The organism is Bradyrhizobium cosmicum, from assembly GCF_032290525.1.
Taxonomy (GTDB): Bacteria; Pseudomonadota; Alphaproteobacteria; order Rhizobiales; family Xanthobacteraceae; genus Bradyrhizobium; species Bradyrhizobium cosmicum_A.
The window spans coordinates 23928-47502 of the sequence record NZ_JASXTA010000031.1 but is presented as its reverse complement, the minus strand read 5'-3'; the positions used below and the strand labels follow the sequence as shown (position 1 = coordinate 47502).

Annotated in this window: 19 protein-coding genes and 1 pseudogene; 11 read left to right on the top strand and 9 right to left on the bottom strand. The window is 61.4% G+C overall.

Going from position 1 to position 23575, the window contains the following annotated elements:
* Nucleotides 1–404 precede the first annotated feature (404 nt).
* Together QSV46_RS35340 and QSV46_RS35335 are read left to right on the top strand one after the other, a co-directional pair.
* Nucleotides 405–719 (top strand): DUF736 domain-containing protein, encoded by a 315-nt coding sequence (locus QSV46_RS35340; RefSeq protein ID WP_314962648.1) that lies wholly within the window; start codon nucleotides 405–407, stop codon nucleotides 717–719.
* 63 nt (nucleotides 720–782) lie between these two features.
* Complete coding sequence (locus QSV46_RS35335; RefSeq protein ID WP_314962646.1) at nucleotides 783–929, top strand: hypothetical protein; 147 nt, start codon at nucleotides 783–785, stop codon at nucleotides 927–929.
* Between the two features lie 44 nt (nucleotides 930–973).
* Here the strand turns inward: QSV46_RS35335 and QSV46_RS35330 are convergent, their stop codons facing one another.
* The 4 genes from QSV46_RS35330 to QSV46_RS35315 all read right to left on the bottom strand — a co-directional run bounded on the left by QSV46_RS35330 (nucleotide 974) and on the right by QSV46_RS35315 (nucleotide 5239).
* A complete protein-coding gene (locus QSV46_RS35330; protein ID WP_314962644.1) occupies nucleotides 974–1252 on the bottom strand; it encodes an HU family DNA-binding protein in 279 nt (92 codons plus the stop codon).
* Nucleotides 1253–1362: 110 nt separating this feature from the next.
* A complete protein-coding gene (locus QSV46_RS35325; RefSeq protein WP_314962642.1) occupies nucleotides 1363–1620 on the bottom strand; it encodes a WGR domain-containing protein in 258 nt (85 codons plus the stop codon).
* A gap of 454 nt (nucleotides 1621–2074) precedes the next feature.
* Nucleotides 2075–4924, bottom strand: coding sequence for an NACHT domain-containing protein (locus QSV46_RS35320; RefSeq protein ID WP_314962639.1), 2850 nt, complete (start codon nucleotides 4922–4924; stop codon nucleotides 2075–2077).
* A gap of 3 nt (nucleotides 4925–4927) precedes the next feature.
* The gene (locus QSV46_RS35315; RefSeq protein WP_314962636.1) at nucleotides 4928–5239 is read right to left on the bottom strand and encodes a trypco2 family protein; all 312 of its coding nucleotides are present in this window, start codon (nucleotides 5237–5239) and stop codon (nucleotides 4928–4930) included.
* A gap of 448 nt (nucleotides 5240–5687) precedes the next feature.
* Here QSV46_RS35315 and QSV46_RS35310 point away from each other — a divergent pair, with 448 nt between their 5' ends.
* The 5 genes from QSV46_RS35310 to QSV46_RS35290 all read left to right on the top strand — a co-directional run bounded on the left by QSV46_RS35310 (nucleotide 5688) and on the right by QSV46_RS35290 (nucleotide 10741).
* On the top strand, nucleotides 5688–7787 hold the full coding sequence (locus QSV46_RS35310; protein ID WP_314962633.1) for a DNA/RNA non-specific endonuclease: 2100 nt from the start codon (nucleotides 5688–5690) through the stop codon (nucleotides 7785–7787).
* 37 nt (nucleotides 7788–7824) lie between these two features.
* Complete coding sequence (locus QSV46_RS35305; protein WP_314962629.1) at nucleotides 7825–8763, top strand: S1/P1 nuclease; 939 nt, start codon at nucleotides 7825–7827, stop codon at nucleotides 8761–8763.
* A gap of 20 nt (nucleotides 8764–8783) precedes the next feature.
* Complete coding sequence (locus QSV46_RS35300; protein ID WP_314962627.1) at nucleotides 8784–9887, top strand: hypothetical protein; 1104 nt, start codon at nucleotides 8784–8786, stop codon at nucleotides 9885–9887.
* A gap of 340 nt (nucleotides 9888–10227) precedes the next feature.
* A complete protein-coding gene (locus tag QSV46_RS35295) occupies nucleotides 10228–10356 on the top strand; it encodes a hypothetical protein (RefSeq protein WP_314962624.1) in 129 nt (42 codons plus the stop codon).
* Between the two features lie 163 nt (nucleotides 10357–10519).
* Entirely contained in the window at nucleotides 10520–10741 is a 222-nt protein-coding gene (locus QSV46_RS35290) for a hypothetical protein (protein ID WP_314962622.1), read from the top strand.
* Nucleotides 10742–10952: 211 nt separating this feature from the next.
* Here QSV46_RS35290 and QSV46_RS35285 read toward each other — a convergent pair whose 3' ends face one another.
* A complete protein-coding gene (locus QSV46_RS35285; protein WP_314962620.1) occupies nucleotides 10953–11237 on the bottom strand; it encodes a DUF2285 domain-containing protein in 285 nt (94 codons plus the stop codon).
* 399 nt (nucleotides 11238–11636) lie between these two features.
* Here QSV46_RS35285 and QSV46_RS35280 point away from each other — a divergent pair, with 399 nt between their 5' ends.
* Nucleotides 11637–11933 (top strand): hypothetical protein, encoded by a 297-nt coding sequence (locus tag QSV46_RS35280; protein ID WP_314962617.1) that lies wholly within the window; start codon nucleotides 11637–11639, stop codon nucleotides 11931–11933.
* 311 nt (nucleotides 11934–12244) lie between these two features.
* Nucleotides 12245–13438 (top strand): MFS transporter, encoded by a 1194-nt coding sequence (locus tag QSV46_RS35275; RefSeq protein ID WP_314962684.1) that lies wholly within the window; start codon nucleotides 12245–12247, stop codon nucleotides 13436–13438.
* A gap of 1190 nt (nucleotides 13439–14628) precedes the next feature.
* Here QSV46_RS35275 and QSV46_RS35270 read toward each other — a convergent pair.
* Nucleotides 14629–15660 carry an IS110 family transposase gene (locus QSV46_RS35270; RefSeq protein ID WP_314962615.1) on the bottom strand — a complete coding sequence of 344 codons (1032 nt, stop codon included), beginning with the start codon at nucleotides 15658–15660 and terminating at the stop codon, nucleotides 14629–14631.
* Nucleotides 15661–15802: 142 nt separating this feature from the next.
* Between QSV46_RS35270 and QSV46_RS35265 the strand changes: the two are divergent.
* Nucleotides 15803–17365, top strand: a pseudogene (locus tag QSV46_RS35265) (ISL3 family transposase).
* Between the two features lie 249 nt (nucleotides 17366–17614).
* Here QSV46_RS35265 and traG read toward each other — a convergent pair.
* Genes traG through traC form a run of 3 tightly spaced genes read right to left on the bottom strand, consistent with a single transcriptional unit; the run spans nucleotide 17615 to nucleotide 20013 of the window.
* Entirely contained in the window at nucleotides 17615–19546 is a 1932-nt protein-coding gene (gene traG, locus QSV46_RS35260; protein WP_314962612.1) for a Ti-type conjugative transfer system protein TraG, read from the bottom strand.
* Nucleotides 19533–19748 carry a type IV conjugative transfer system coupling protein TraD gene (gene traD / locus QSV46_RS35255; RefSeq protein ID WP_314962610.1) on the bottom strand — a complete coding sequence of 72 codons (216 nt, stop codon included), beginning with the start codon at nucleotides 19746–19748 and terminating at the stop codon, nucleotides 19533–19535. Before traD ends, traG begins: the two co-directional genes overlap by 14 nt.
* Nucleotides 19749–19752: 4 nt before the next feature.
* Nucleotides 19753–20013, bottom strand: coding sequence for a conjugal transfer protein TraC (traC, locus tag QSV46_RS35250; RefSeq protein WP_314962606.1), 261 nt, complete (start codon nucleotides 20011–20013; stop codon nucleotides 19753–19755).
* 251 nt (nucleotides 20014–20264) lie between these two features.
* Here traC and traA point away from each other — a divergent pair, with 251 nt between their 5' ends.
* The gene (gene traA / locus QSV46_RS35245) at nucleotides 20265–23573 is read left to right on the top strand and encodes a Ti-type conjugative transfer relaxase TraA (RefSeq protein ID WP_314962604.1); all 3309 of its coding nucleotides are present in this window, start codon (nucleotides 20265–20267) and stop codon (nucleotides 23571–23573) included.
* Nucleotides 23574–23575: the final 2 nt, after the last annotated feature.

Below are 23575 nucleotides of genomic sequence, written 5' to 3'. Positions count from 1 at the left end.
AGAGCAGCGCTTCTTTCGCGTGGGGATGCGCGGAACCAGAATGGCCTGGTTGAGGAAAACCGCGTTTCGTCGCCTGTGCTCGTTGCCTCGAGATCCGAACGGCCAACGGCGCCTGTCTTCATTCCCCGTGTTTTCGCGACGGGCACACCCATCTGCGTCCTCGATAGAGGCTGGTCTGACCGAAGGCCGCTCCCGCTGCGCGGGCTCTCGATCTTGTCCCCGCAACGTCCGTCCTCGACTTTCTTCCCCTGGCGCTACGCGCCATTCCTCGCGGTTCAAGAAAGTCGCTCCCGGCCGCCCTCCACTTTGTTTCGGCCCTTCGGGTGCAGGTCGATCGCCTCCGGTCTCACGACCGCCATCGAGGTCGCGATAGGCGCGGCCCGAGAAAACAAAGGAATGAGACAATGGCTACCATCGGCACCTTCACCTCGAACGGCAACGGCGGCTTTGCGGGGACGATCAAAACTCTCAACCTCAACGTCAAGGCCAAGCTGGTCCGCGTCGAGAACCCCTCCGAGAAGGGACCGCACTTCCGCATCTTCGCGGCGGCGAACGTGGAACTGGGCGCTGCCTGGCAGAAGGTTTCCAACGAGGGCCGCGACTACCTCTCGGTCAAGCTGGACGACCCGAGCTTCCCCGCTCCGATCTACGCCACCCTGATCGAGGTGGAGGGCGAGGAAGGCCTGCAGCTGATCTGGTCCCGGCCGAACCGGGACTGAGGCTCCCGCCAGAGGGCTCCGCCGCGAGGCGGGGCCTTCTTCCTTTCAATCGGAGACGCCCTCATGACCGTCGACACCATCGAGGAATTGCGCGCCGAGCTGCGGGAATGTCTGTTCACGCCCGCGGAGCGCAAGGCGCTCGAAGCCGAACTGGCCGACCTCATCCGCCAGCGCAACGAAGCACTCGCGGCCGAGCAGGAGGGGGCGTAAGCCCCCTCGTCTAACGACTTACGGCACGACTGTGAAGGCTCCGCTCATCCGTTGAGGACGTCCTTGATGGCTTTGGCTGGCGCAAAGGTGAGCTTCTTGGAAGCTGCGATCGTGATCGTTGCGCCGGTCGACGGATTACGCCCCTCGCGCGCAGGCGTGTCCTTGACCTTGAACTTGCCGAAGCCGGCGATACTTGTCTCGGCCCCGCTCACGGCTGCATCGGCGATCGCCTTGAACACGCCGTCGACGATGGCCTTCGCCTGCGTCTTTGTCAGGCTGTTCTCGGTGGCAATCTTCTCGGCAATCTCATTGGCGGTGGTCATGGAACAGGCTCCGTCTTGCTGTGATTTTCCTCCGTCTGACATGAAGAGCGCCGGACGGGTAGGGTCGATATCACAGGCAGAGCCACAATCCCCGGAAAACTGACGAACTATCAGACCTTCTCCTCTACACCCGCGTATCCACGTTTGCGCTTGGCGCGTTCCAATCGTCCGAATGCGTCGCTCGCTTCATCGCCGCCGTCAAAGGTCTGCACCATCGTCTGGCCCTTGGTGCCGATCCGGCCCCAGTTGCGGATCAGCGAGAGCCCGCCGAATAAGGTCGGCTGGATCGAAAGCAAGTAAAACCGCCGCATGTTGCGGGTGGCGTCGATGCGGCGAAGATGAAGCGGCGCTGGCTTGAAGTTCGGCATGCGCGGATTCTCGCTTCCTGCAAAAGCGAGGTCCAATGCTTTCTATGAATCGATCAGGGCCAAACGATTCAATCTCTCGATAGGTCAGTTGCACCACGGATGCCGCGATCCGCTCCATCGTCGCGCGAGACCTTCTTCCACGAGAGTCTCATCGATGGACCGGCCCTTACGCGTCACCGTTTACCATAGCGATCCATGACAGCTGCCTCCGCGGGTCTCAATTGGTTTTGGCATTCCGTTTTTCGAATATGGCCGCATGGACGCTCGAAGGTCGAAGTTTGCTATTCCAGCCGCACGATCTCAATAGGCTAGCCGCCGGGTCCAGAGAGAAAAAGCCACGGCCAACGCTTCGAAAGCCGCATTTTTGGCAGAAGCCTTCGGCGACTGATCGTCGCCTCGAGCTTGATTGTAAGACTCCGGAAGTCAGCGACGGACCTGTGGCGGCGCCGCGGGTTCAAGACAACGGTCGCCTCAGAGCGGCGAGGTATGCTTGAAGCTCTCCGTGCACGAAGATGGAGCCATTCCCGACCCTCATCATAAAATTGAGAGCTTCCGCGCTCCGCAACAACGGTCGTAACCGAAGAGGCAGTATTCCGGCAAACTTTAGGAGCAGCCGCAAACAAGCGTGTTTTCCGAAGTCGAAGGCCCCGTACACGAAGAAGGCTCCGGCGCCGATCACCAGACCCTTCGTCACTGCAGCTCGAAGCCAAATACCTGCATCGAAGATCATGGTCCCCCGGACAAGCCAATCGACCACGCCCAGGAAGAACACCGCGCCGGTAACCGCTCCGCCAAAAATCAGAAATGACTTGAGCGCATTTCGCAGCCAGAGTCCGGGTCCCAGCTTCTTGAGTTCATCCGACGTCGGTCGCCGATTTCTTATGCCTGCCCACGACGCGCCGAGCATCGCGATGATCGCGAGATAGATCCCGCTATAGGCGAGGTCGCGACGATCCAGATAGTTGACGAGGAAGATTGCCGTGCCGACAAACAGTCCCCAGACCAATCCCTTGGCGGCCCGCTTGGACGAGAAATGCAGGAATTGACCTAGAGGGATGTCGTTCGAATAGACCGGCGTGGAGGCGCACGTGCCGAAAAAGATGCCAATCGCGAGCGGAAACAGAAGTGCCGAGTCCGTGCCCTTGAGGACTCCCATGCGTTCGCCGACGAGATAGCTCGACGAAACAGTGAATAGGACGAGCGCCGCGCTATAGCCGATGACGAATTTCTTCTCCTCTCTTGGTCTGGGCCGCCGGCGCCACAGGCGATACGCCTCGAAGATTCCGACGATGAGACCCGTGACTGCCGCGATCGCGAGACTCTTCTCCACGTCGACCGGCAATCTCTGTGAAACCGGCCATGCCGGGAATTTGCCCAAGGCGGCGCCTAGGGGCATGCCCGTGCCCGCGGTGACGCCGGTCAGAAGTCCCATCATGACGATGGGCACAAAGCGCGATAGGAACGCATAGGAAGCGATCAGCGTCGCCGAGCGCAGAACGTTTGGCTGCACGCGTTCGATCTGGAAAATAGTCTGCCTGTTGTCCGAAAGGATCTTCGCGAGCGAGGAAAGGCGAGCCAGGAAGCGCTTTTCCGGCACGTATCTATCCGAGGACCTGGCGCCGGCAAGCATCGCCTCAATGTACAGGCGGAACGTACGCCCACGCAGTTCGGCTGGATCCTCGGGGATATTCGAAAGCGGGTCGTCGCCGGCGCTCTGGTAGGAGCGCATCAGGAACCGCAGCATCAGTGGCGAACGCGCCAGCTTTAGAAGGATGGCGGATTCTTCCAGGTGTCGCCCGAGTGTCTCCGATACTTTTTCGGCGTGGTCCCGCACGTCCTGGGGATGGAAGGTGTCGATCGCCAACAGGCCGCCGAGACGCAGTATTTCCTGGATTTCACCGGTTCGGCCACAAATGACGAAATCCGGCTTCGGAAACTCCTCCAGAAAGTGGTTTATGCCTTTCAATGCTTCGGCGCGTTCTGCCTCGTCGATCTCGTCCAGTCCGTCGAAGAGCAAGGTCACCCGACCTTCGAGCAACCATCTTTCCGACACGTCGCGGCGAATTCGGTTGCTGCGCTCTAGCTCTCCATGAATCCAGTCGACGAGATCCTGGCTTCGCGGTCGCCAGGTCTTCAGCAGAAAGATCGCTGGCCCCGGCTCGGATGCGGGGCGCCCCACCTCGTAGCGCCAGCAGAGGAACTCCGCGATCCGCATCAAGGCATGTGATTTGCCGACGCCGGCTCTTCCCCTGATGAACAATGCCCGTCCCGAATCCAGAAAGGCCGCCACCGGATCGATTTCGGGGAGATCGGCGCCCAAGGAGCCGGAGCCGAGCGCGTCCGGATCTGCATCCTTCTGCTCGAAGTGTCCGCGGATCGGAAGTGGCTTGTCGCCGTCCAGGCTTTCGGACAGGACGCCGGATATCCAATTGGCACGAACGTATTGGACGAACTGCTCAAGGTCGGCGTCCCGATTGCTCGGTAAGGCCAACGGAACGGGCCATGTGCGCGCGGCGATCCTCGAAGGATCCCAGAGACCGCTGAGTTTCGCGAAGTCGGCGATGTCGGCTCCGCCGTCTAACACATTCGACATAAGCGTCAATTTGAGGACGTCGTTGCCCGAAGAACGCTTCGCGGACGATACGATGCCGACGAGCCGGCCTTCGTCGTCGAACGCGACCGATCCGGAAAGGCGTTCCCAGCCCGTACCCGCGAATTTGTCGTCGATGGGCGCGCCCGATAGCACTTTCCCCTCTGTGAAGGGGCTGTAAAGTTGAGGAGCCGGCTTGGCCGTGACGTGAACGACGTGTGGCTCCAGCAGTTTGCCGACCTCGCCGGCGTCGAGCTCGCTCCACCGCGGAAACCCCAAGGCTCTTATGGGGGTACCGTCCTCCGCGGTGCCGACCAAAGGAGGGACGACGAAAGCGAGCGGTCCGGTGGACGAGAACTCGGTGAACTCGAGGAGAGCGACTTCGAACCGCGGTACGGGATCGCCGACTTCAGGCCAGATCAGCTTGACCGATCTCCACGACTTTCTGGATCTCTCGGCCATCTCTGCGGCGGCACGCTTCGGATCGACGTGGGCCGATCCACCTTCTCGTACGAGTTCGCCGATCAGCCTGACCTCTATCGTCGCGGCAACGGGCCCCAAGGCCGGCTGGTGCAGCGCTGCTTCACCGGTGATCACGTGAAGGGCGGTCAGAATCCTCCCCGGCGAGACGAGAAAGCCCGTCCCTCTCCGCTCGCGGCCGTCCGGCAGGGAGACGCGGACGTCCGTCACGCGATGGTCGAGGGGAATCGACATGGCTCACCGCGCGGCCGGCGAGCTCTCCTCGCTGACGAATGCATCCTTTCCGCGATAGCTCGGCACGAGGCCGATTTTCAGCTTCTGCGTTCTCTTCGATTCGAGTTTGGCCTCGCCGCCCGCCGAGGCGTCGAACACCAAAAGCTTGAACTTGCCTCCGGCCTTCACTGCGCTCGACGCGTCGAAGACGACCTCGACCTCGAGCTCGACCTTCTCGAGTCCGAATTTGAGGTCGCTGGTTTCGGCGTTCTCGATCGCCACCAGCAGCTCGTCCCTCAAGCTCGCGATGTATTTGGACAGTTCGATTTCGGCCATGTCCACTCCCTGCAATGTCATGAAGAATTACGACGGTATCCGGCATTCCAAAGCGATTGGGACGTCTCAATGCAAGATGTGATTACAAACGCTCCAAGCTCGCTCGTCAACGGGCCGCGCATTCGTTTCTTCGTTTTTGTCGGGCAAGCTTGACCGCGCACGCGATATATGTAGGATCAGCAATCAAAGATTGCGTGCGTTTTTTGATCGGGAATTTATTGCGGGGCAGAATATGTCGCGGCACTTGGAGAGCCCGGCGGTTTCACGAAGCGCGAGCATTTGGGCGATAGGCGACAATTTTCAACGCGCTCTCCAGTGGACCACCGGATGCAACATGCTCCTGACGATATTTTGTGACGTTGTCATGACGTAGAGATGTCCGAATGTGAGGAGCGCGGTCGCATCCACGGGTCAGCTCAACGCGCTTTCGATCGGGGTAGGCTGACCCATGGAAATCGATCAGGCGCGTTTTCGGAACGTCGTCGAGCAGACGCGCGAAGATCGCGATCGCGTGCGCAAGCTCGTGGAAGGCAAGCAGTGGCGCCAGGCCGAGCCGGACCGGACGCGTATGGCGATGTTCAGCTTGCGGGCCGCGCGACAGACCATGCCGCGAGGCGCGGAGGCCGTGCAGGGTCCTGACGACATGCAGGCGTCGTGGTTCCTGCCGGGCGGCGCGACGGCGCGGCGGGCAATCGCGTTCGTCGAGGCGACGGCCGGAGGCAAATGGACTGCCGGCACTGGCTTCATGATTAGTCCCACGCTTTTTATGACGAACCAGCACGTGATCCAGAACGAAGCCGCCGCGCTTTCGGCACAGATCACTTTCGATCGGGAGATGGGCGAGGACGGCTCGATGCGGCCCACCACCATCTTCCGTTTGGCGCCCGAGCGCTTCGCCCTGTTCTCGCAGCAGGAGGAATTGGACTACGCCCTCTTGGCTCTCGGGCAGAAGGTAGCCGGCGACGCTGACCCACGAGATTTTGGATTATGCGTCCTGTCCGATCGGCCAGACAAGCACGTGATCGGAATGAACATGAATATCGTGCAGCACCCGAACGGTCTGCCGAAGATGATCGCGATCCGGAACAACATTTTGCAGTATCGGACCGAGCGTACGCTTCTGTACGAGACCGACACCGACCACGGTTCGTCGGGAGCCGCGGTCTTCAACGATGCGTGGGAACTCGTTGCGCTTCACCACTTCGGTGAGCCGTTCCTCGAACGCAAGGATGAGAACGGTAATCCCATTCCGACGAACGTCAACGAAGGCGTGCGAATCAGCGCCATCTATCGACATCTCTCGGACAGGCTCGCGAGCCTCGACGGGGAACGTCGCGACCTGTTGCGGGCCGCGCTCGATCTGTCGAAAACGGCTCTCGCGCAGACGGGCGGAAAGCGACTCTCGCCGCCGCATCCTTCCGCGGATGCACAAGAGAGTCTGGTGATTGGGGAGGAGGGCGTCATGGCCAGCGAAGCCGGTGGAAACGAGATCAAGGTGACGATTCCGATCGAGGTGAGCGTCCGGGTGGGCGGAAGCTACGCGACCGCCGCATCGATCGGGCCAGCGCCAGCTCCCCAGAAAACGCTCACGCGTGCGGCGGAAAAGATATCGGTCGACGAGGACTATTCCAATCGCGACGGCTACGACCCGCGGTTCGTGCACGGCGTGACGTTTCCGCTGCCCACGCCGGTCGGCAAACTGGCGAAGCAGATTGCTCCCTTGAGGGCCGGTGAACAGAACGCCGAGGCCGGTGAACTGAAGTACGAGCACTTCAGCATCAAGATGAACAAGGCCAAGAAGATGGCTCTCTTCACGGCGACCAACGTCGACGGCAAGAGTTTCCTCAATGTGGATCGCTCCACAGGAGAGGTCACCGACGGCGCTGAAGGAGAGACATGGTACGGGGACCCCCGCATCAGCGCGAGCTTCTTCATCGACCAGACCTTCTATTCTGGTTGGTCCAATCTCTTCGATAGGGGCCATCTGACTCGCCGGATGGATCCTGACTGGGGAAGCAAGGAAGAAGCCGAACGCGCGAATGCGGATACCTATCATTTCACCAATTGCACCCCGCAGCACTTCCGCTTCAACGAGAGTACGAAATTCTGGCAGGGCGCCGAGCAATACGTCCTCGAAAACGGGGCCATAGCCGAAGAGACCGCAAACCGCATCTGCGTCTTCCAGGGACCGATTTTCGACGACAAGGCCGATCTTTGGGCTGATGACATCCAGATTCCGTCCTCGTTCTTCAAGGTGATCGCCTGGAAGGGCAAGAACGGAGTGAAATCTGTCGGGCTCGTCGTCGATCAGCGACAACTGCTGTCCGAACAGCGCAAGGGAGGAATTCCGCCGAAGCCGCCGGCCTTCGTCGACGTCTCACAATGGCGCGTCGCCATCACCGAGATCGAACGCCGGGCCGGCCTTGACTTCGGCGATCAGGTCAGGTCGGCCGATACGTTCGAGAGCAAGGATCAGCCCGTCGTGGGCGAGGCGCGGCCGGCGATTCCAGTGAAATCCGAGTCCGATCTTCTGCCTCGCAACCTTTGACGATCGCGACATCAGGCACGATTGAGGAGGAACGCGCGTGAAGAAAGCCGCCGCGATAACGTTGTTGTGCCTCATCGCGCTCGCGCCGGGCCGGGCGTTGGCGTGGTGGGACGAAGGGCACATGCAGATTGCCTACCTGGCCTACAAGCGGCTCGATCCCGCGATCAAGGACAAGATCGATGGCCTGCTCAGGCTTAGTCCCGACTATCAGGTCTGGACATGCGGTGCGCAAGACGAAGCTTCCCGAAGGACCCATGCCTTCGTCCACGCGGCGACATGGACCGATGACATCAAGACGAAGAGCGAATACCGGGAGGATCGCATTACGGACGCGACCGCCGGGCAGAACGTAGCTTACGACAAGCTAAAGCACAGCTATTGGCACTATGAGGATATATTGTTCTCGCCCGACGGCACGACGCTGCCCACTCCGGATCCGGTCGATGCCGCGAAGATGGCGAAGATCATGATCGCTACGCTGCCCGCAGCTTCCGGCGCCCCCGATCAACTCCGTTCTTACGACCTCGTCTGGTTGCTGCACCTCGTCGGGGATCTCCATCAACCGCTTCACGCGATCGCCCGCTATACCGCCGAGCTTCCGCACGGCGACCGCGGCGGCAACGCTGAGATTGTCGTCCCGGCCACCGGCGAAACGATCGCGCTGCATGCCTATTGGGATCGTCTCTTCGGCGGATATTCTTCCGTGTTCGGGGCCATCTTCGACGCCGACGATCGGGGCGGTCTCGGCTCCGTTGCGGTCGACCCCGACGCGGAGAAGGTGCTCGATCCCGATCAATGGGCGCAGGAGAGCTTCGAGGCCGCGAAGAGCTTCGCATACGCTCAGCCGGTCGGGCTCGGATCGACCGCAGTCCAACTTACGCGCGACTACGAGACGAACGCGCGCAACGTCGCCCGCACCCGCGCGGCCCTTGCCGCGGCAAGGCTTGCGAGAGTGCTGGACGCGGCGTTTCGCTAAATCCCGAGGGGAGAAGTTCGATGCTGCCGACGATGCTTCAGAGGCTGTACACGGCGTCCGACCTCCTCGATGGCTTCAATCCGTTCGACGAATTGGGCTTCACGCTCACCCGCGACTTCGAGGTGTTCCGGCAATTCGTGTCCGACGGAGGACCCGTGCCATCCTCGCTGGAAACGCGATTGGAGCAAGCCCGACACGACGCGACGATCGCCGATGCTCTCAAGAGGTTCCTGAAGGTCGGACGGCCGCTCGTGGGTTTCATGGGTGGCCACACCGCCAAGCGTAATTCGCCCGCGTTTGCCGACATCGCCAAGCTCGCCTGGAGCGTGGCGCAAGACGGCTACCTCATCGTGACCGGAGGTGGTCCCGGCGTTATGGAGGCTGCGCACGTCGGAGTGGCCTTTAGCAGAAATGGAATGGACGATCTCGAAAGGGCCTTGGCGAAGCTTGCGGCGACCCCGGATTACGGCAATCTGGACGATCTCTTCGAGAACGACGGCAGCCTTAAGAAATCGAAGCGGAAGGACGTGATGGCCGCCCGCGATTGGCTCGCGGCTGCGCTCGACGTGCGTTCGGCCGCGCCGTCGACGCTGCCAGTCAGGCTGGCCATTCCGACCTGGCTGTACGGTGCTGAGCCCACGATGCCGTTCGCGACGCACTACGCCAAATATTATCAGAACAGTCTTCGCGAGGAAGCGCTCGTCAACAATTCGCGGGCTGGGATCATTTACGGCCGAGGGGGCGGCGGAACGCTGCGCGAGATTTTCCAGGACGTGGAAAGGAACTACTACGCTAAGGACGCTGAAAATTTCACTCCAATGATATTCTTCGACAGGGGCGCCTACTGGCTGCGCTCCGCGGTCTACGAGAGCGGCAAGGTTACGAGCTACGGCTTGAAATTGGACGAAGCCGTCGCCGAAATCCTCAAGTTCGGGATCTGCAGCCGATTGAGTCCCGACGAAGCCGCATTGCGGCAATTTCTCGATAAAATGGCTTTCACGGACGACGTATCTGTCATCAAGGATGTCTTGGCCAGGCATTTGGGCGTTGCGAAGCGGAATATGTCTTTCGCGCTTGCCGGCGAGTCGTTCAGGATACCTACGCTGCGCATGAACCGGGCGTAAACCAAAATTCCGCTGCGCACGGTGGTCCTCTGGACATTCCGGAAGGGTATCGCCGATGCTGTCCGGAACTCCCGCGACCGCGATCACCGCGGCCTGAGGCGGGACACCCTGCGGCGGATCTTGGCGTTCGATATTGAAACGCGCGCGGGCTAACGATCTCAAATGTGTGAAGCGTTCCTATTATCTTTGCTTCGCGGATCGTCGACTGGCCGACTTTCAGCGCCAATACAATCCAGGTCGCGCGGCAGAATAATTCATCTGCCGGAGCGACGAATGATAGGAAAAGCCTGTGTAATTTCGAGGGTTGGTGACAGCCGCTCCCACAGTTTGCTGTTTTCGCATGATCCAGCGTATCGAACAGGACAGGAATGAACCTAGTAACGACATCCTCGACATGTTCGAGACCTTGCATGGACGGCTGGTACGCGCCGCGGGCGCAATCGCTGACGAGATTTCGCTGCGCAGGTGATGAAGAGCACGGGTGAGAAAACGCCTGACCGCCTCTAGCTGTGTGACGTCCTCTGTGCTTGAGCTCAATGCCGCTGATTGTGCGACCAGCACCGGCGGGAGCGCATCGGACGCAACCCTGCTCCGGATTCGCCCAGCTCGTCGCTCATGTTCGGATCAAAGTCTTGCTCAAGATTGCCCTCTACATCCGCGCGCGCGGTCCTGGCAACCTCAATAATGGACTGCCCAGCTTCTGGGCACGCAAGTTGGAGCATCTCGACATCGCGCGCGGCGATCGCGTGCTCCAGGTCGGTGCCGGGACCGGGTACTACTCGGCGGTGTTGGCTGAGATCGTCGAATGCGCCGGTCGTGTGACGGCCATTGAAACCGACCCAATGCTGGCCTAGTGACCTTCGCGGCGCCCGTACCTGAACGTCGCGCGGATCATCTGCCGCCAACTGTCGATCGTAACGCGTCGGTCTTGCGATGCAGGCGAAAATTCTACGATGCTATCTCGTTTCGTAATGAACTGCCGTTCGTTGCGCGGTAGGCAGGCATTTCTATCTATCGGGCAAAAAAGTCTTCCGTGAAAGGTGAACGAAGATGCGGCCGTCCGTCCTAATGAAGACCTGGGATATCGCCTCGCAGAAGATACTTATAGCCCACCTCGGTCATCCATTTGGCGCGCGCAAGATGACTGTCATAGACCTGCCGCGCGTGGTGCGGTTCGCGCGCCGGATCGATGCGGAGGACAATCCGACTGACCTCGCGCCAGTCTGCCCCCTCGCTATCCGCGTCCAACAGACGCCAATAAGTGACAAGATGCACGAAGTCATAGGGCGTCACGATCGAATCGGCAGGAGCCAGATCCGCTACATTGCGTTCGAGCGGTCGTTTCCGCATAGCAGTTTCCCGAGATGAAGTAGCATCATCAGCAGATTCCGATACCTGCCATTTGGGCAGGAAGCTGTGTCGTGTCTAGTCCAAGATTTGGTATCACGTGATGCTCTAAATGCATCACCTACGTCGGTTGCCTCCGAACAGCGATCGCGCGTCGCTCCAGCCGCAGCGACGTCTATCTGCTCAGCCAAGCTTCAGCGTCGGCGGCTCCAACGAGGACGCCCGTCTGGCGCAGGAGATCGAGCCCCCGGTTCGGCAAGTCCAGTTTGGATGTGGGATCCGTCATGCTTGGCGTTTAAATAGCCAAGTCGCTGCATGCTCGGTCATGGAACTACGACCTAGTCCAGCGCCGACCTAATATGCTTTGATGAGTAGGATGGAAATGAGACGCGTGGTGCTTCAATGTACATGGTCATTCGCAGGTACACCAAGGTTCATTCGGTTGCGGATGCCGCCCGCCGCGCGAAAAGCGGCATCGGTCAGATACTAAGGGAATCGCATGGATTCAGATCGTACTATGTGCTGAACGGAGGTGAAGGCGTCGGTGTCGCTGTGATGATATTCGAGGATCGCGAAAGCGCCAATGCAGCGAACAAAAAGGTCTTGGAGTTCGTTCAAGCGAGTCCGCATGACCTCCATCTTGGGGACCCCGAAATCGTCGCCGGCGAGATATTGGTGAATATCCAATCCGATCAGTAGCGCGCGCCCCCTTTCATAGAGCAAACGCCACGGCGCGGAACGATAAGCTCGGTACTGAGAGCCCTTGTTGAAAAACGCACGATCAATTTGGCCGCAGCTCGAATCCTCTGCCTGGCGGGCGCGAACAAGCGCGTAATTGAGGCCGTGCCGCTCGTCGTGCCGATCATCGGCTTTCCGGGAGAGACAACAAGGGGCGGCCGGATGTGTCATTCGAATTCTGGCTCTTCCATCATGCAGCGGAAGGGCCTCGGGGGTGAGCTTGAGGCAAGGACGTAGCTGTCCTCCGGAGAGCGGGAGCGAACGAATTGGATATGCGAGCGACGCAACGACTTTGCCTTATTATTGGTTTTTCCTCGGCGTCGTTCTTCATTGTCGGCGTCGGCGTCGTCTTGCCGGCGTGGATTGCGTTCCACGCCGGAGGATCGAGCCTGGTTGGCCTTGTGCTGCTGAGCTCCAGCGTCGCTGGATTCGTTCTCGCGCCGCTCAGCGGGTACATCGTCGACCGACATAGCCGTCTCACAGTCACCGCAGCGGGACAAGCGATCAGGACTTTCGGCCTTTTTACGCTGGCATTCGTGGAGGTCCTGCCCGAAGGGCTCTCACCTCCACTCCTGGTTTTGTCGGGCGTTCTCGGGGCGTTCGGCTATGCGCTCCTGGCAGGCGCCATGAGCGGCCTGCTCCAGTCGATCATTCCCGAGTCTGAGCGCATGGCGTTCAACACGCGCCTGTCCTTCTTCAATCAGGCAGGGCTCGCCATGGGGACAGGTGTAGCCGGCTACGCGATCGATCGTCTCGGCAGCGCTACGGCGGCCGTCCTGTCTGCCTGCATCGCGTTGGCCATTCTGCCTCTGCTCGGGACGCTGACGAGGACCCCAAGCGGTCGCCGATCGATGAAGGGGCTCAATCCGCTTTCCGCCTCGCGTGAAGCGTTCCGCTATCTTCTGGACGAGCCGCAAAGCCTGTCCGCCGCAATCACGGTGGGACTGGCGTTCGCCGTGATCCAGATTACAAACCTGTTGTTGCCTGGTTTCGTTATCCATTCGCTTGGCGGCGGCAGCGATCTCTTCGGCATGCTTGAGATGACGGCCGCGATCGCCGGCATGACCGCTCTCGCCATCGCTGGGATACCAGTGTTCGCCAGGAAGATGGCCGGAGCAACAGCGACTGTTCTCGCAGGGGCAGCGGCCTCGTTGATCGTTCTGTCCTTCGTGACGAACCCGCTGGTCGCGATCCTGCTCTATGCCCTCGCTGGAATGCTTTGGAACCTGTCACGGGCTGCGGCCAACGGACATCTTTTGACCGTTGTGGATTCGGCCCTGATCGGACGCGTCCAGGCATTCACGACCTTGCTGACGGGCGGGCTCGGCGCTCTCATCTTCCTTCTGCCAACCTTGGTCCCCAACGCTACTGAAGCTGGCCTCTACATGGCCTGTGGGGTGACGATCTTCATCGCCACGGCGCTCGTTGGCCTGTGGACCGGCCGCCGCAGACACGTGCGCATCTGAGTGCTCATGCGTTCAGAGCGCATCGTATTGGAGCTCGGCTGTCTCCCGCAGACTGACGGCCGCGACGATGTGAGGGATGATTTGCCGCCTTTACGTTCAAGGTTGGGCTTTGCGCCGGTGAACGTCGATGTTCACAATTCCATCCGCACAATTTCAATAGGCTCACAGCCGAGTCCATGAGAGAAGAAAGTCTCGGCCCGCGTTTCGAAAGCCGCATTTTTGGTAGAAGCCATCGGCGTTGATCGTCGCCTCGCAGTCTGATTGGGCCCGCTATGGCCCGTCCGCTATCCCGATTTCGAGCAGCCGACGGCCGAGTCCAACACCTGCAAGGCCCGCTCTATCGCGGCGATCACGGACGCTGCCGGGCGCCCATCGTCATAAGCGCTTGAGTTGGGACGCAATCAGGGAAATCGCCGTGTAACCGGTTTCGAACTCGGCCCAGACCAGGAAGGCACGATCTCCTTCTGAACAGGAAGGCGCAGCTCCCTTGCGCGCTCGATGCGCTCGGCTTGCTGAAATGCAATCTCTTTGCGTACAAACTTCTCTAGTTCGTCTTCTGCGGTTCGCCTGAAATGCTCGCGCGGCGTTCTCGCAATCCCTTTCCGTTCAGTCATAATCCCGCTCCCTGAAGGCTATCACAATACGGCAACAGGGAACCCGGCGCTAGGTTCTGGGCGCTGAATGCATGCCAGCACGGCGGGCTAGACGTCCGCCAGCGGCCATAAATTGAAAAAACATCAGACGCTGGACGACTTTGCGAGCTTCTTCCGATATTCGGCACGGGCATGCCAGCCCTAGGCCCAATTTTCCATTTCGACTTCCTCGATGACAACGAAGGCCGCCCCCAGCGGCTTATTGAGGACATCCAGGAGCAGCTGGCTTGCTCCCCTGTGTGTTTCGGCATGGAATAAGGGCTCTTCTGACTCATATGCGGAACGGCCCGGGCTGCAAGATCTTTCTCTGGTTGAACAAGGGATGACGGTGCGGTCATATGTTCGGCCTGTGAAGCGGCGCCTGGCCGCTGGCCACGATGATATCCGCGGAAGCAATCGCCCAATCAATTTCTCGCGCTCGAAGCGCAGTGAGTCAGGCGGTCTGATTGCTACCGGGAATGACGTCATTCGGGGTTCATCCAGATTTGCACCTTGCCTCCTCGGCAGCTTTCTTCTTCCGCCGGAGAGCTCTTAAGATTAGGATTTCAGCATTGCGGCCGGCGCCTGATAGATGCCGCCTCTGACCAGCAAGGCCCAGATCGTGCGCGCAATCTTATTGGCGAGCGCGACCGATACGACCTTGACCGGCCGTCTTTGCAGCATGGTCCGAATCCAGAGTGGGACTTTCAAGCCTCGTTTAGCAAGCTTGATGATAGAGGTCGCACCAACGATCAAGAGCGTCCGTAGTTGCCGATTTCCACGCTTTGATATCGCGCCGAGCCTTTCTTTTCCGCCGCTCGACTGTGCCCTCGGTGTGAGCCCCGTCCAAGCCGCAAAATCTCGTGCAGTCGCAAAATTGCGAGCATCCAAAACCGATGTCCGAACGGTAGCGGCGATGAGAGGACCGACACCCGGAATGCTCATCAGACGCCTTGCATCGGGGTCCTTTCTGACGGCAACCAAAATCTCTCTGTCGAGCTTCTCTATGCGGGTTGTAAGCAGCTCAATCTGTTCAGCGAATAGGATCAGGGCAAAGCGGGCGGCGCCGGGGATCCTATTGTCTTTTTCGTCCCGGAGAAGCACCAGGAGTTTTGCGATGCTTGCCATGCCTGTGCCGGCGATAATGCCCAATTCGGCCATATGAGCACGTAGGGCATTTGCAGTCTGGCTGCGCTGCCTCATCAGCAGCTCTCGCGTTCGCAAAATCATGCTGGCCGCTTGTTGTTCGGCAGTCTTCACCAGTACGAACCGCATTGTCGGGCGGGTGACCGCCTCACAAATGGCTTCAGCATCCGCCACGTCGGTCTTGTTTCGTTTGACGTAAGGCTTCACGTAGGCTGGCGGCATCATGCGGACAGCGTGGCCCAGCGCCGCTATCTCGCGTGCCCAGTGATGGGCACTCGCACAGGCCTCCATACCTACCAAGCAAGCTGGAAGGCTCCGAAAGAAGGGCAGAACCTGCGATCGCCGCAATGTGCGACGAACCAAGACTTTCCCGTTTTCGGCGATGCCGTGAACTTGAAAGATCGACTTGGCCAAATCCAAACCCACCGTGATAATCTTCTCCATGGAACGGTCCTTCCTTTGTGGCGCCTCTCTACGCGACCACGTTAGGCACTTTTGATGCCGGTTCGAAGGGCCGTTCCACACCATCACTTTTGATGCAGTTCGAGGGATGTCTGGCGCTTTGATTTGGGGGAGAATCAGCGCCATGCAGCAGGCACTCCAGCGCTCCAGTCTGGTGCCGAGTGGATTTGTTGTAGAGAGTGCGTACTACGAAGGTGATAAGGCTGTTATTGCGGTCCGGGCGTCGGGAAGCATTGGTCTGTGCCCATCTTGCGGAACGGTTTCCCGACTGTCAGACGCGTCCATAGCCGATACCGGCGTCGTGTGACTGATCTTCCCCTTTCGGGCCGGATCGTACAGCTTCTGGTGATTGCTCGTCGCTTCCGTTGCGGCGCCGTCCTATGCGGGCGCCAAATCTTCACCGAGCGCTTCGCCGAAGGGGTGCTGGCACCGTCGGCGCGACGCACGGCAAGGCTGGACTCTATCGTCCATCACCTTGGTCTGGCGCTTGGCGGTCGACCGGCAGCAGGCTTCGCAAAACGGCTAATGCTGCCGGTGAGCAAGGATACGCTCCTTCGCGTGGTCCGACGCCGTAGCCGTCCGCCAGCTGATCCGCTCAGGGTTATCGGCATTGATGATTGGGCCTGGCGGCGCAACCACCGATACGCCAGCATCATCTGCAACCTGGAGCGGCGCCGAGTAGTCACCCTGCTCCCGGATCGGGAGCCCGCAACTGCCCAAGCCTGGCTCGCTGCTCATCCCACGATCGCGATCGTTGCCCGTGACCGTGGTGGGGGATATGGCGAAGCGACAGCAAGAGCCTTACCGCATGCGGTACAGGTTGCAGATCGTTGGCATCTGATGGAGAACGCCAGTCGGGCCTTCCTCGATGCCGTTCGCAAATCGATGCGCCAGATACGCACAGTGATCGGCGCGACCACGATTGATCCCAAGCTGCTAACAGCCGCAGAGCGGATCCAGTATGAGGGTTATCTGCGCCGCGAGGAGACCAATGCGGCTATCCTGGCTCTGTCGAAGAATGGCATACCCATCAAGCAGATCGTGCGTCAGACTGGTCACAGCAGGAAGCTGGTACGGCAGGCGATTCGCGGCGAACGACACGATGTCTTCCGGACCCGGCAAAGTTCGTTGGACTTACACTTGCCGTGGCTCGACGATCAGTGGGCGTCCGGCTGCCGAAACGGGGCTGAACTTTGGCGTCGTTTAACGGCGCGTGGCTTCAGAGGCTCGCTCCGCGTCATCAGCGAGTGGGCGACCCGCAGACGAAGGGCTGAAAAGCCCGACGCACGAAACCTTCAGCGGATTCCATCGGCCAGAACGATCGCGCGCCTCATGACAATCGGCGGAGATCTGCTCACGAAAGCAGAGACCGTCACGGTCGCGGCAATCGAAACTGGCGTACCATCCTTTCGAGGCTCGCGAGATCATCGCCGAATTCCACTTGATGATCCGGCGCAGAGCCGAAGCAGGGCTCACGCCGTGGATCGACCGCGCCCGCGCCAGTCTCGTGACTTCCTTCGCCAGCGGCGTCACGAAGGATGAAGCGGCGGTTCGGGCGGCAATCACATCGCCCTGGTCCAACGGACAGACTGAAGGTCAGATCACCCGCCTCAAGCTCGTGAGAAGGCAGATGTACGGTCGCGGGAAAATCGATCTCCTTCAGGCCAGGCTAATCGGTGCAGAATAATCGGAGCTGCACCAAAATTGCGTCAGAGCCCCCTTTGGATGCCGATCGGGGGTCCCAGTCCAACGCCGATTGACACCCCTGTCCAATTTGGTGCGCGCAATGTGTCCTCCTGTGATCAATGAGGGATCGCGCGAGCCCCTTTGGGGACGGCTCTACTCGCGCCGCTGAACGGCTCTCCGGAGCCCTCGACCGGTCTCCGAGTATTCGCGTGACGATCCTCTTGCGGGTCATCGCCGCGTTTCGCGATCATCAGCTACGCCCACCAGCTTCTCTCCGGTAGAACCTGTTCTCGCCGACGCAGGCTCGCATGTCGGAGCGCCGGAACCAGATGGCCCGTCCGCACCGCAGCGGCGGGTTGCCGGCCGTGAAGATGACCTGCTCGTCGGTCCGCATCCGCAGGACCTCATGCGGCAGCATGAGCGGCCGGCGCGCGAGCTGCTTGGACCGCGTCCGGGAGGAACCCGACACCTGCGAGGACCGGGTCAGTTGATCAACCTCGACCGTCGTGTCGCCACAGCGCTTTGAGATGTAGTCTGCCGTCTCGGGATCGTTGATCGCCGAGAAGGAGATCCAGGACGCGCTCTCGAACCACTTGCTGGTGGCATCACGTCCGCCATAGGCCTCGCGCATCTGGCCGATCGATTGGTAAAGGATCAGCAGGATGATGCCGTATTTGCGTCCCGCATCGCGCGCAGTTTCGAGAATGCGTAAATATCCGAGGCGAGCGACCTCATCGAGCAGGAACAGGGTGCGGCCGGTCACTTCGCCATTGCGATTGTAGATGGCGTTGAGCAGCGAGCCAATGATGACCCGGGCGAGACCGGCATGGTTCTCCAGCGTCTTCAGGTCGAGATTGATGAAGACGTCCGTCCGGCCCTCCGCGATCTCGGCCGTCGTGAAGCTCGAACCAGACACCAGCGCGGCATAGTTGGGATAGGAGAGCCAGTGGGTTTCCTTCACGGCATTGGCATAGACGCCGCTGAATGTTTCCGGCGTCATGGCGATGAAGGGCGCGACATTCTCCTTCACGAACCCCGACTCCGAATTGTCGTAAATCGTCTGAAGCCGCTGGCGCAGCTTCGGCTCCGGCTCGGACAGGTTGGCGCGGACCTGGCGGAGATGTTGATCCTTCTTTTCCGTATGACCGGAAAGGCAGACATCGCCGATCAAGGCTGTCAGCAGTTGCAGCGCCGAGGCGCGAAAGAAGTCGTCCCGCGCCGAGCCTTGGCGCGGATTGTCGGTCATGACCCATGACGCGACGGCGGCAATGTCCTCCTCCTTTGTCGCGCCGTGCTGGCCGATCCAGTCGAGCACGTTGAAGCCGATCGCGGAAGAGCGCGGATCGAGGACGAAGACCTGGCGACCTGCCTCGTGCCGGTGTCCCGTGACCATCGGTGCGACCTCGTTGGAAGGGTCGAGAACGACCAATCCGCCGCCCCATTTGAGCGCTGTCGGCACCGTCACGGATGTCGTCTTGAAGCCGCCGGAACCAGCGAACACGATGCCGTGCGACGAGCCGAAGGACGCATCGAAGCAGAGCAAAGGAGACTTGCCGCCTGCCCCCCATGTCCCGCCGTCTTCGGCGCGGAAGGACTGATCAGTGATCGCATCCCGATCGACGCGATAGCGCTCCCCGACCACGATGCCACCTGCCTCCGGGAACAGCCGCGCAGCCGCAGTCATCGCCATCCAGTCGGACTCGCCATGGATGGCGCGTTGCCCCCGGATGCGGCGCGGCTCAGCGGCCGCGAAGGCGGCATTGCCCCTCATGGCCACCCTCAACCCGAACACGGCCACGAGCGCAGCGAACGTCGCTCCGATGATGGTGGAGGGATCGGCATAACTCAAAAGCCGGTCTCCAGAGGGCAGGGCGTTGGCGAAGGAATGGAGCCGTGCGATCTCGCGCGAGGTGGCGATCACGACCACAACGAAACCACCGAACACGACGCTCCGGCCGGCGAAGCGGATCGCCGTCGCACCCGCCGCCGCGAGCAGGAAGACCACGCCGATCGCCGCGGCCATGAGGTAGGGCAGGGCGATGCCGATCCGGCCGAGCATCAGGCGCGCGTTCGGGCTCGCCCCGAACTTGGAAAGCCACGCTTCGACGCCGGTGAGGGCAAGGCATAAGCCCACCATCAGCACGGCCGGCGCGAGCGTCATCGCGATCTTATTTGCTCTCATGACCGAACGCTTTCACGCCGATCGCCATCAGCCGCTCGCGTTCCGCCTCGTTGCCCCGCAGACGGTCGGCGGCATCGATCAACAGGCCGAGCAGCAGCGCGCGCTTCTCGTAGCGAAGCCCGGCCTTCGCGATCAGGCCGCCGAGCTCGATCTTCTTCCGCGTGTCCTTCTTGCGGGACTCTGTGGCGTCAGAGCGGCGCATGCGCTCAGCCCTGTTCAGCCACGCCCGAAGACGCGCCAGACGCGACGGCCGCCGCCGCCTTCGCGGTTCGGGTCCCGCCTTTGCGAAACCGGCTGGCGACCTCCTCGAAGGCCGACAGCAGCGCGTCCTCGTCGATTTCGATCTCTCCCATCCCGGCCTTGAGCGCGATGCGGCCGATGCGCTCGGCTTCCCGCGTTTCAGCCTGCTTCAGCTGCTCCTGGAGGCGTGCGATTTCGTCTCTGATCTGCCGCGAGGGCTTTTTCATTCCGGAAGACCTTTCCTGTCATGACTTGCGCGAAGCGCTCGACAGGAAAGCCGGGGTGAGCGCGAAGCGCGACCCGTGTAATTAACGGGGTCGGCGAAGCCGACGCTTTGGAAGATCATCCCGCCGTTCCGAAGGAGCGGCTCCAAGGGCGCAGTAATACGTCGCTGACGCGACGTCCTGCTTCCCGCCCCGAATGGGCGGGCCGATCCCGATGAACGGCATGTGCATTTGTCTTATGGATCGCTCCAGCCGTGGCCATCACCCATTTCACGCCCCAGCTCATCGGACGCGGCGATGGCCGCAGCGCCGTGCTGGCCGCTGCCTACCGGCATTGCGCGAGGATGGAGTTAGAGGCCGAGGGCCGCACCGCCGACTATTCCAACAAGCGCGGCATGATCCACGAGGAGTTCCTGGTGCCGGCCGACGCGCCCGCCTGGCTCCGGACCATGATCGCCGATCGCTCCGTTGCGGGTACCTCGGAGGCCTTCTGGAACAAGGTCGAGGCCTTCGAGAAGCGGGCGGATGCGCAGTTCGCCAAGGAGTTCATCATCGCGCTGCCCGTCGAGCTGACGACCGAACAGAACGTCGCGCTGATGCGCCAGTTCGTGGTCGAGCAGGTGCTGTCGCGCGGGCAAGTCGCGGATTGGGTCTATCACGACGAGCCGGGCAATCCGCATGTCCACCTCATGACGACGCTGCGGCCTCTCACCGAGGACGGATTCGGGCCAAAGCGGGTCGCGGTCCTCGGCGACGACGGGCAGCCGACGCGTATGAAATCCGGCAAGATCGCCTACCGGCTTTGGGCCGGCGACAAACAGGAGTTCCTCGAGCAACGCAACGGCTGGCTCGACCTGCTGAATCAGCACCTCGCGCTGAACGGCCACGAGATTCGCGTCGATGGGCGCTCCTACGCCGAGCGCGGCATCGATGTCGTGCCGACCACCCATATCGGCGTTGCGGCCAAGGCCATTCAGCGCCGGGCGGAGCGCGAGGGACGCGATCCCGACCTCGAACGGCTGCGCGTCTTCGACGAGAACCGGGCCGAGACGCTAAGACGAATCCAGCGTCGTCCAGAGATCGTGCTCGACATGATTTCGCGGGAAAAGAGCGTGTTCGACGAGCGCGATGTCGGCAAGGTCCTGCATCGCTATGTCGACGATGGTGGAGCCTTCCAGCAGTTGATGGCGCGGGTGTTGCTAAGCCCGGATGCGCTCCGGCTGGAAGGCGAGTCGGTCGATTTCGCCACAGGCGCGCGGGCGCCCGCGAAATACACGACGCGCGAGCTGATCCGGCTCGAAGCGGAGATGGCGCGCCGCGCGGTCCACCTGTCGGGCAGTGCGGCTTTCGCGGTGAAGGCACCGGTCATCGCGGCCGTCTCCGCGCGGCACGCCAACCTCTCGGCCGAGCAGCGCTCCGCCATCGAGCACTTAGCGTCCGGAGAAAGGATCGCCGCGGTTGTCGGACGGGCGGGGGCGGGCAAGACCACCATGATGCGGGCCGCGCGCGAGGTGTGGGAGGCCGCTGGCTACCGCGTGGTTGGCGGCGCCTTGGCGGGCAAGGCGGCCGAGGGATTGGACAAGGAGGCGGGCATCGAATCCCGCACGCTCGCCTCCTGGGAATTGCGATGGAAGAGCGGCCGTGACGGCCTCGACGACAGAACGGTTTTTGTCCTGGACGAGGCCGGCATGGTCGCGTCGCGGCAGATGGCGCTGTTCGTCGAAACAGCCTCGAAAGCCGGAGCGAAGCTCGTCCTGGTCGGCGATCCCGAGCAGCTCCAGCCGATCGAAGCGGGCGCGGCGTTTCGCGCGATCGTCGAGCGCGTGGGCTATGCCGAGCTCGAGACGATCTATCGCCAGCGTCAGCAATGGATGCGCGACGCTTCGCTCGATCTTGCCCGTGGCCGGACGGCGCAGGCCCTGTCCGCCTATCGCCATCAGGGACGTGTGTTCGGCTCGGAGTTGAAGGCACAGGCGATCGACAATCTCATCGCCGATTGGAATCGCGACTACGATCCATCGAAATCGACTTTGATCCTGGCGCATCTGCGCCGCGACGTCCGCGCGCTGAATGAGATGGCGCGGGCCAAACTCGTCGAGCGCGGTCTCGTCGAAACGGGACATGCCTTCCGGACCGAGGACGGCGAGCGCCGGTTTGCGCCGGACGACCAGATCGTCTTCCTGAAGAACGAGGGCTCGCTTGGCGTCAAGAACGGCATGATCGGCAAGGTCGTCGAAGCCGCGCCGGCACACCTGGTCGCCGAGATCGGTGAGGGCGAGGGCCGCCGCCGCGTCGAGGTCGATCAGCGCTTCTATCGCAATATCGACCACGGCTATGCGACGACCGTGCATAAGGCGCAAGGAGCGACCGTCGACCGGGTCAAGGTGCTCGCAACGCTCTCCCTCGACAAGCACTTGACCTATGTCGCGCTGACCCGCCATCGCGAGGATGTGGCGCTCTATTATGGCCGGCGTTCGTTCCAGAAGGCCGGTGGCCTGATCCCGATCCTGTCGCAGCGCAGGGCGAAGGAGACCACGCTCGATTACGAACGCGGCAGCCTCTACCGCGATGCGTTACGCTTTTCCGCGAACCGTGGACTGCATATCGTTCGGGTGGCGCGCACGCTCATGAGCGACCGCCTGCGCTGGACGGTTCGTCAAAGGCAGCGCCTTGCCGACGTCGGCCGTCGGCTGCGCGCGCTCGGCGAAAAACTCGGCCTCGTCGATGCCCGCAAACCCACCATCAGCACCGTACACAAGGAGGCGAAGCCCATGGTCACTGGGGTGACGACATTCCCGAAATCGCTGATCGACACGGTCGAGGACAGGATCGTCGCCGACCCCGCCATCAAGAAGCAGTGGGAGGATGTGTCCACCCGCTTCCGCCTGGTCTTTGCCGATCCCGAGCGGGCGTTCAAAGCGACAAACTTTGACGCCATGCTGAAGGATTCCGCCACGGCGACTTCGACGATCGCTCGTCTCGCCTCGAGCCCAGAATCCTTCGGGGCGCTGCGCGGCAAGACCGGTCTGATGGCAGGCAAGGCCGACAAGCAGGAGCGCCAACGTGCCGAGGCTAATATGCCGGCGCTCAAGCGCGACATCGAGCGTTACTTACGTCTTCGCGCCGAGGCTGAGCACAAGCACGAAGCCGAGGAACGCGCGATTCGGCATCGCGTCGCGATCGACGTCCCCGCTTTGTCGCGCGATGCACGTCGCGTGCTCGAGCGTGTACGGGATGCCATCGACCGCAACGACCTGCCGAGCGCGCTCGAATTCGCGCTCGCGGACCGGATGGTGAAAGCGGAGATCGACGGTTTCAACAAGGCCGTCGCAGAGCGCTTTGGCGATCGCACATTCCTGCCGAACGCCGCCAAAGAACCCAACGGGCAGACCTTCGAGAAGGCGGCCGCCGGCATGGATCCGGCGCGGCGCGAGCAGCTGAAAGAAGCCTGGCCTGCGATGCATGCGGCACAGGAGCTCGCAGCCCAGGAGCGCACCGCGCAAGCCCTCAAGCAGGCCGAGGCGCAGCGTCTGACCCAGAGCCAGGGACGGACCCTGAAATGAGC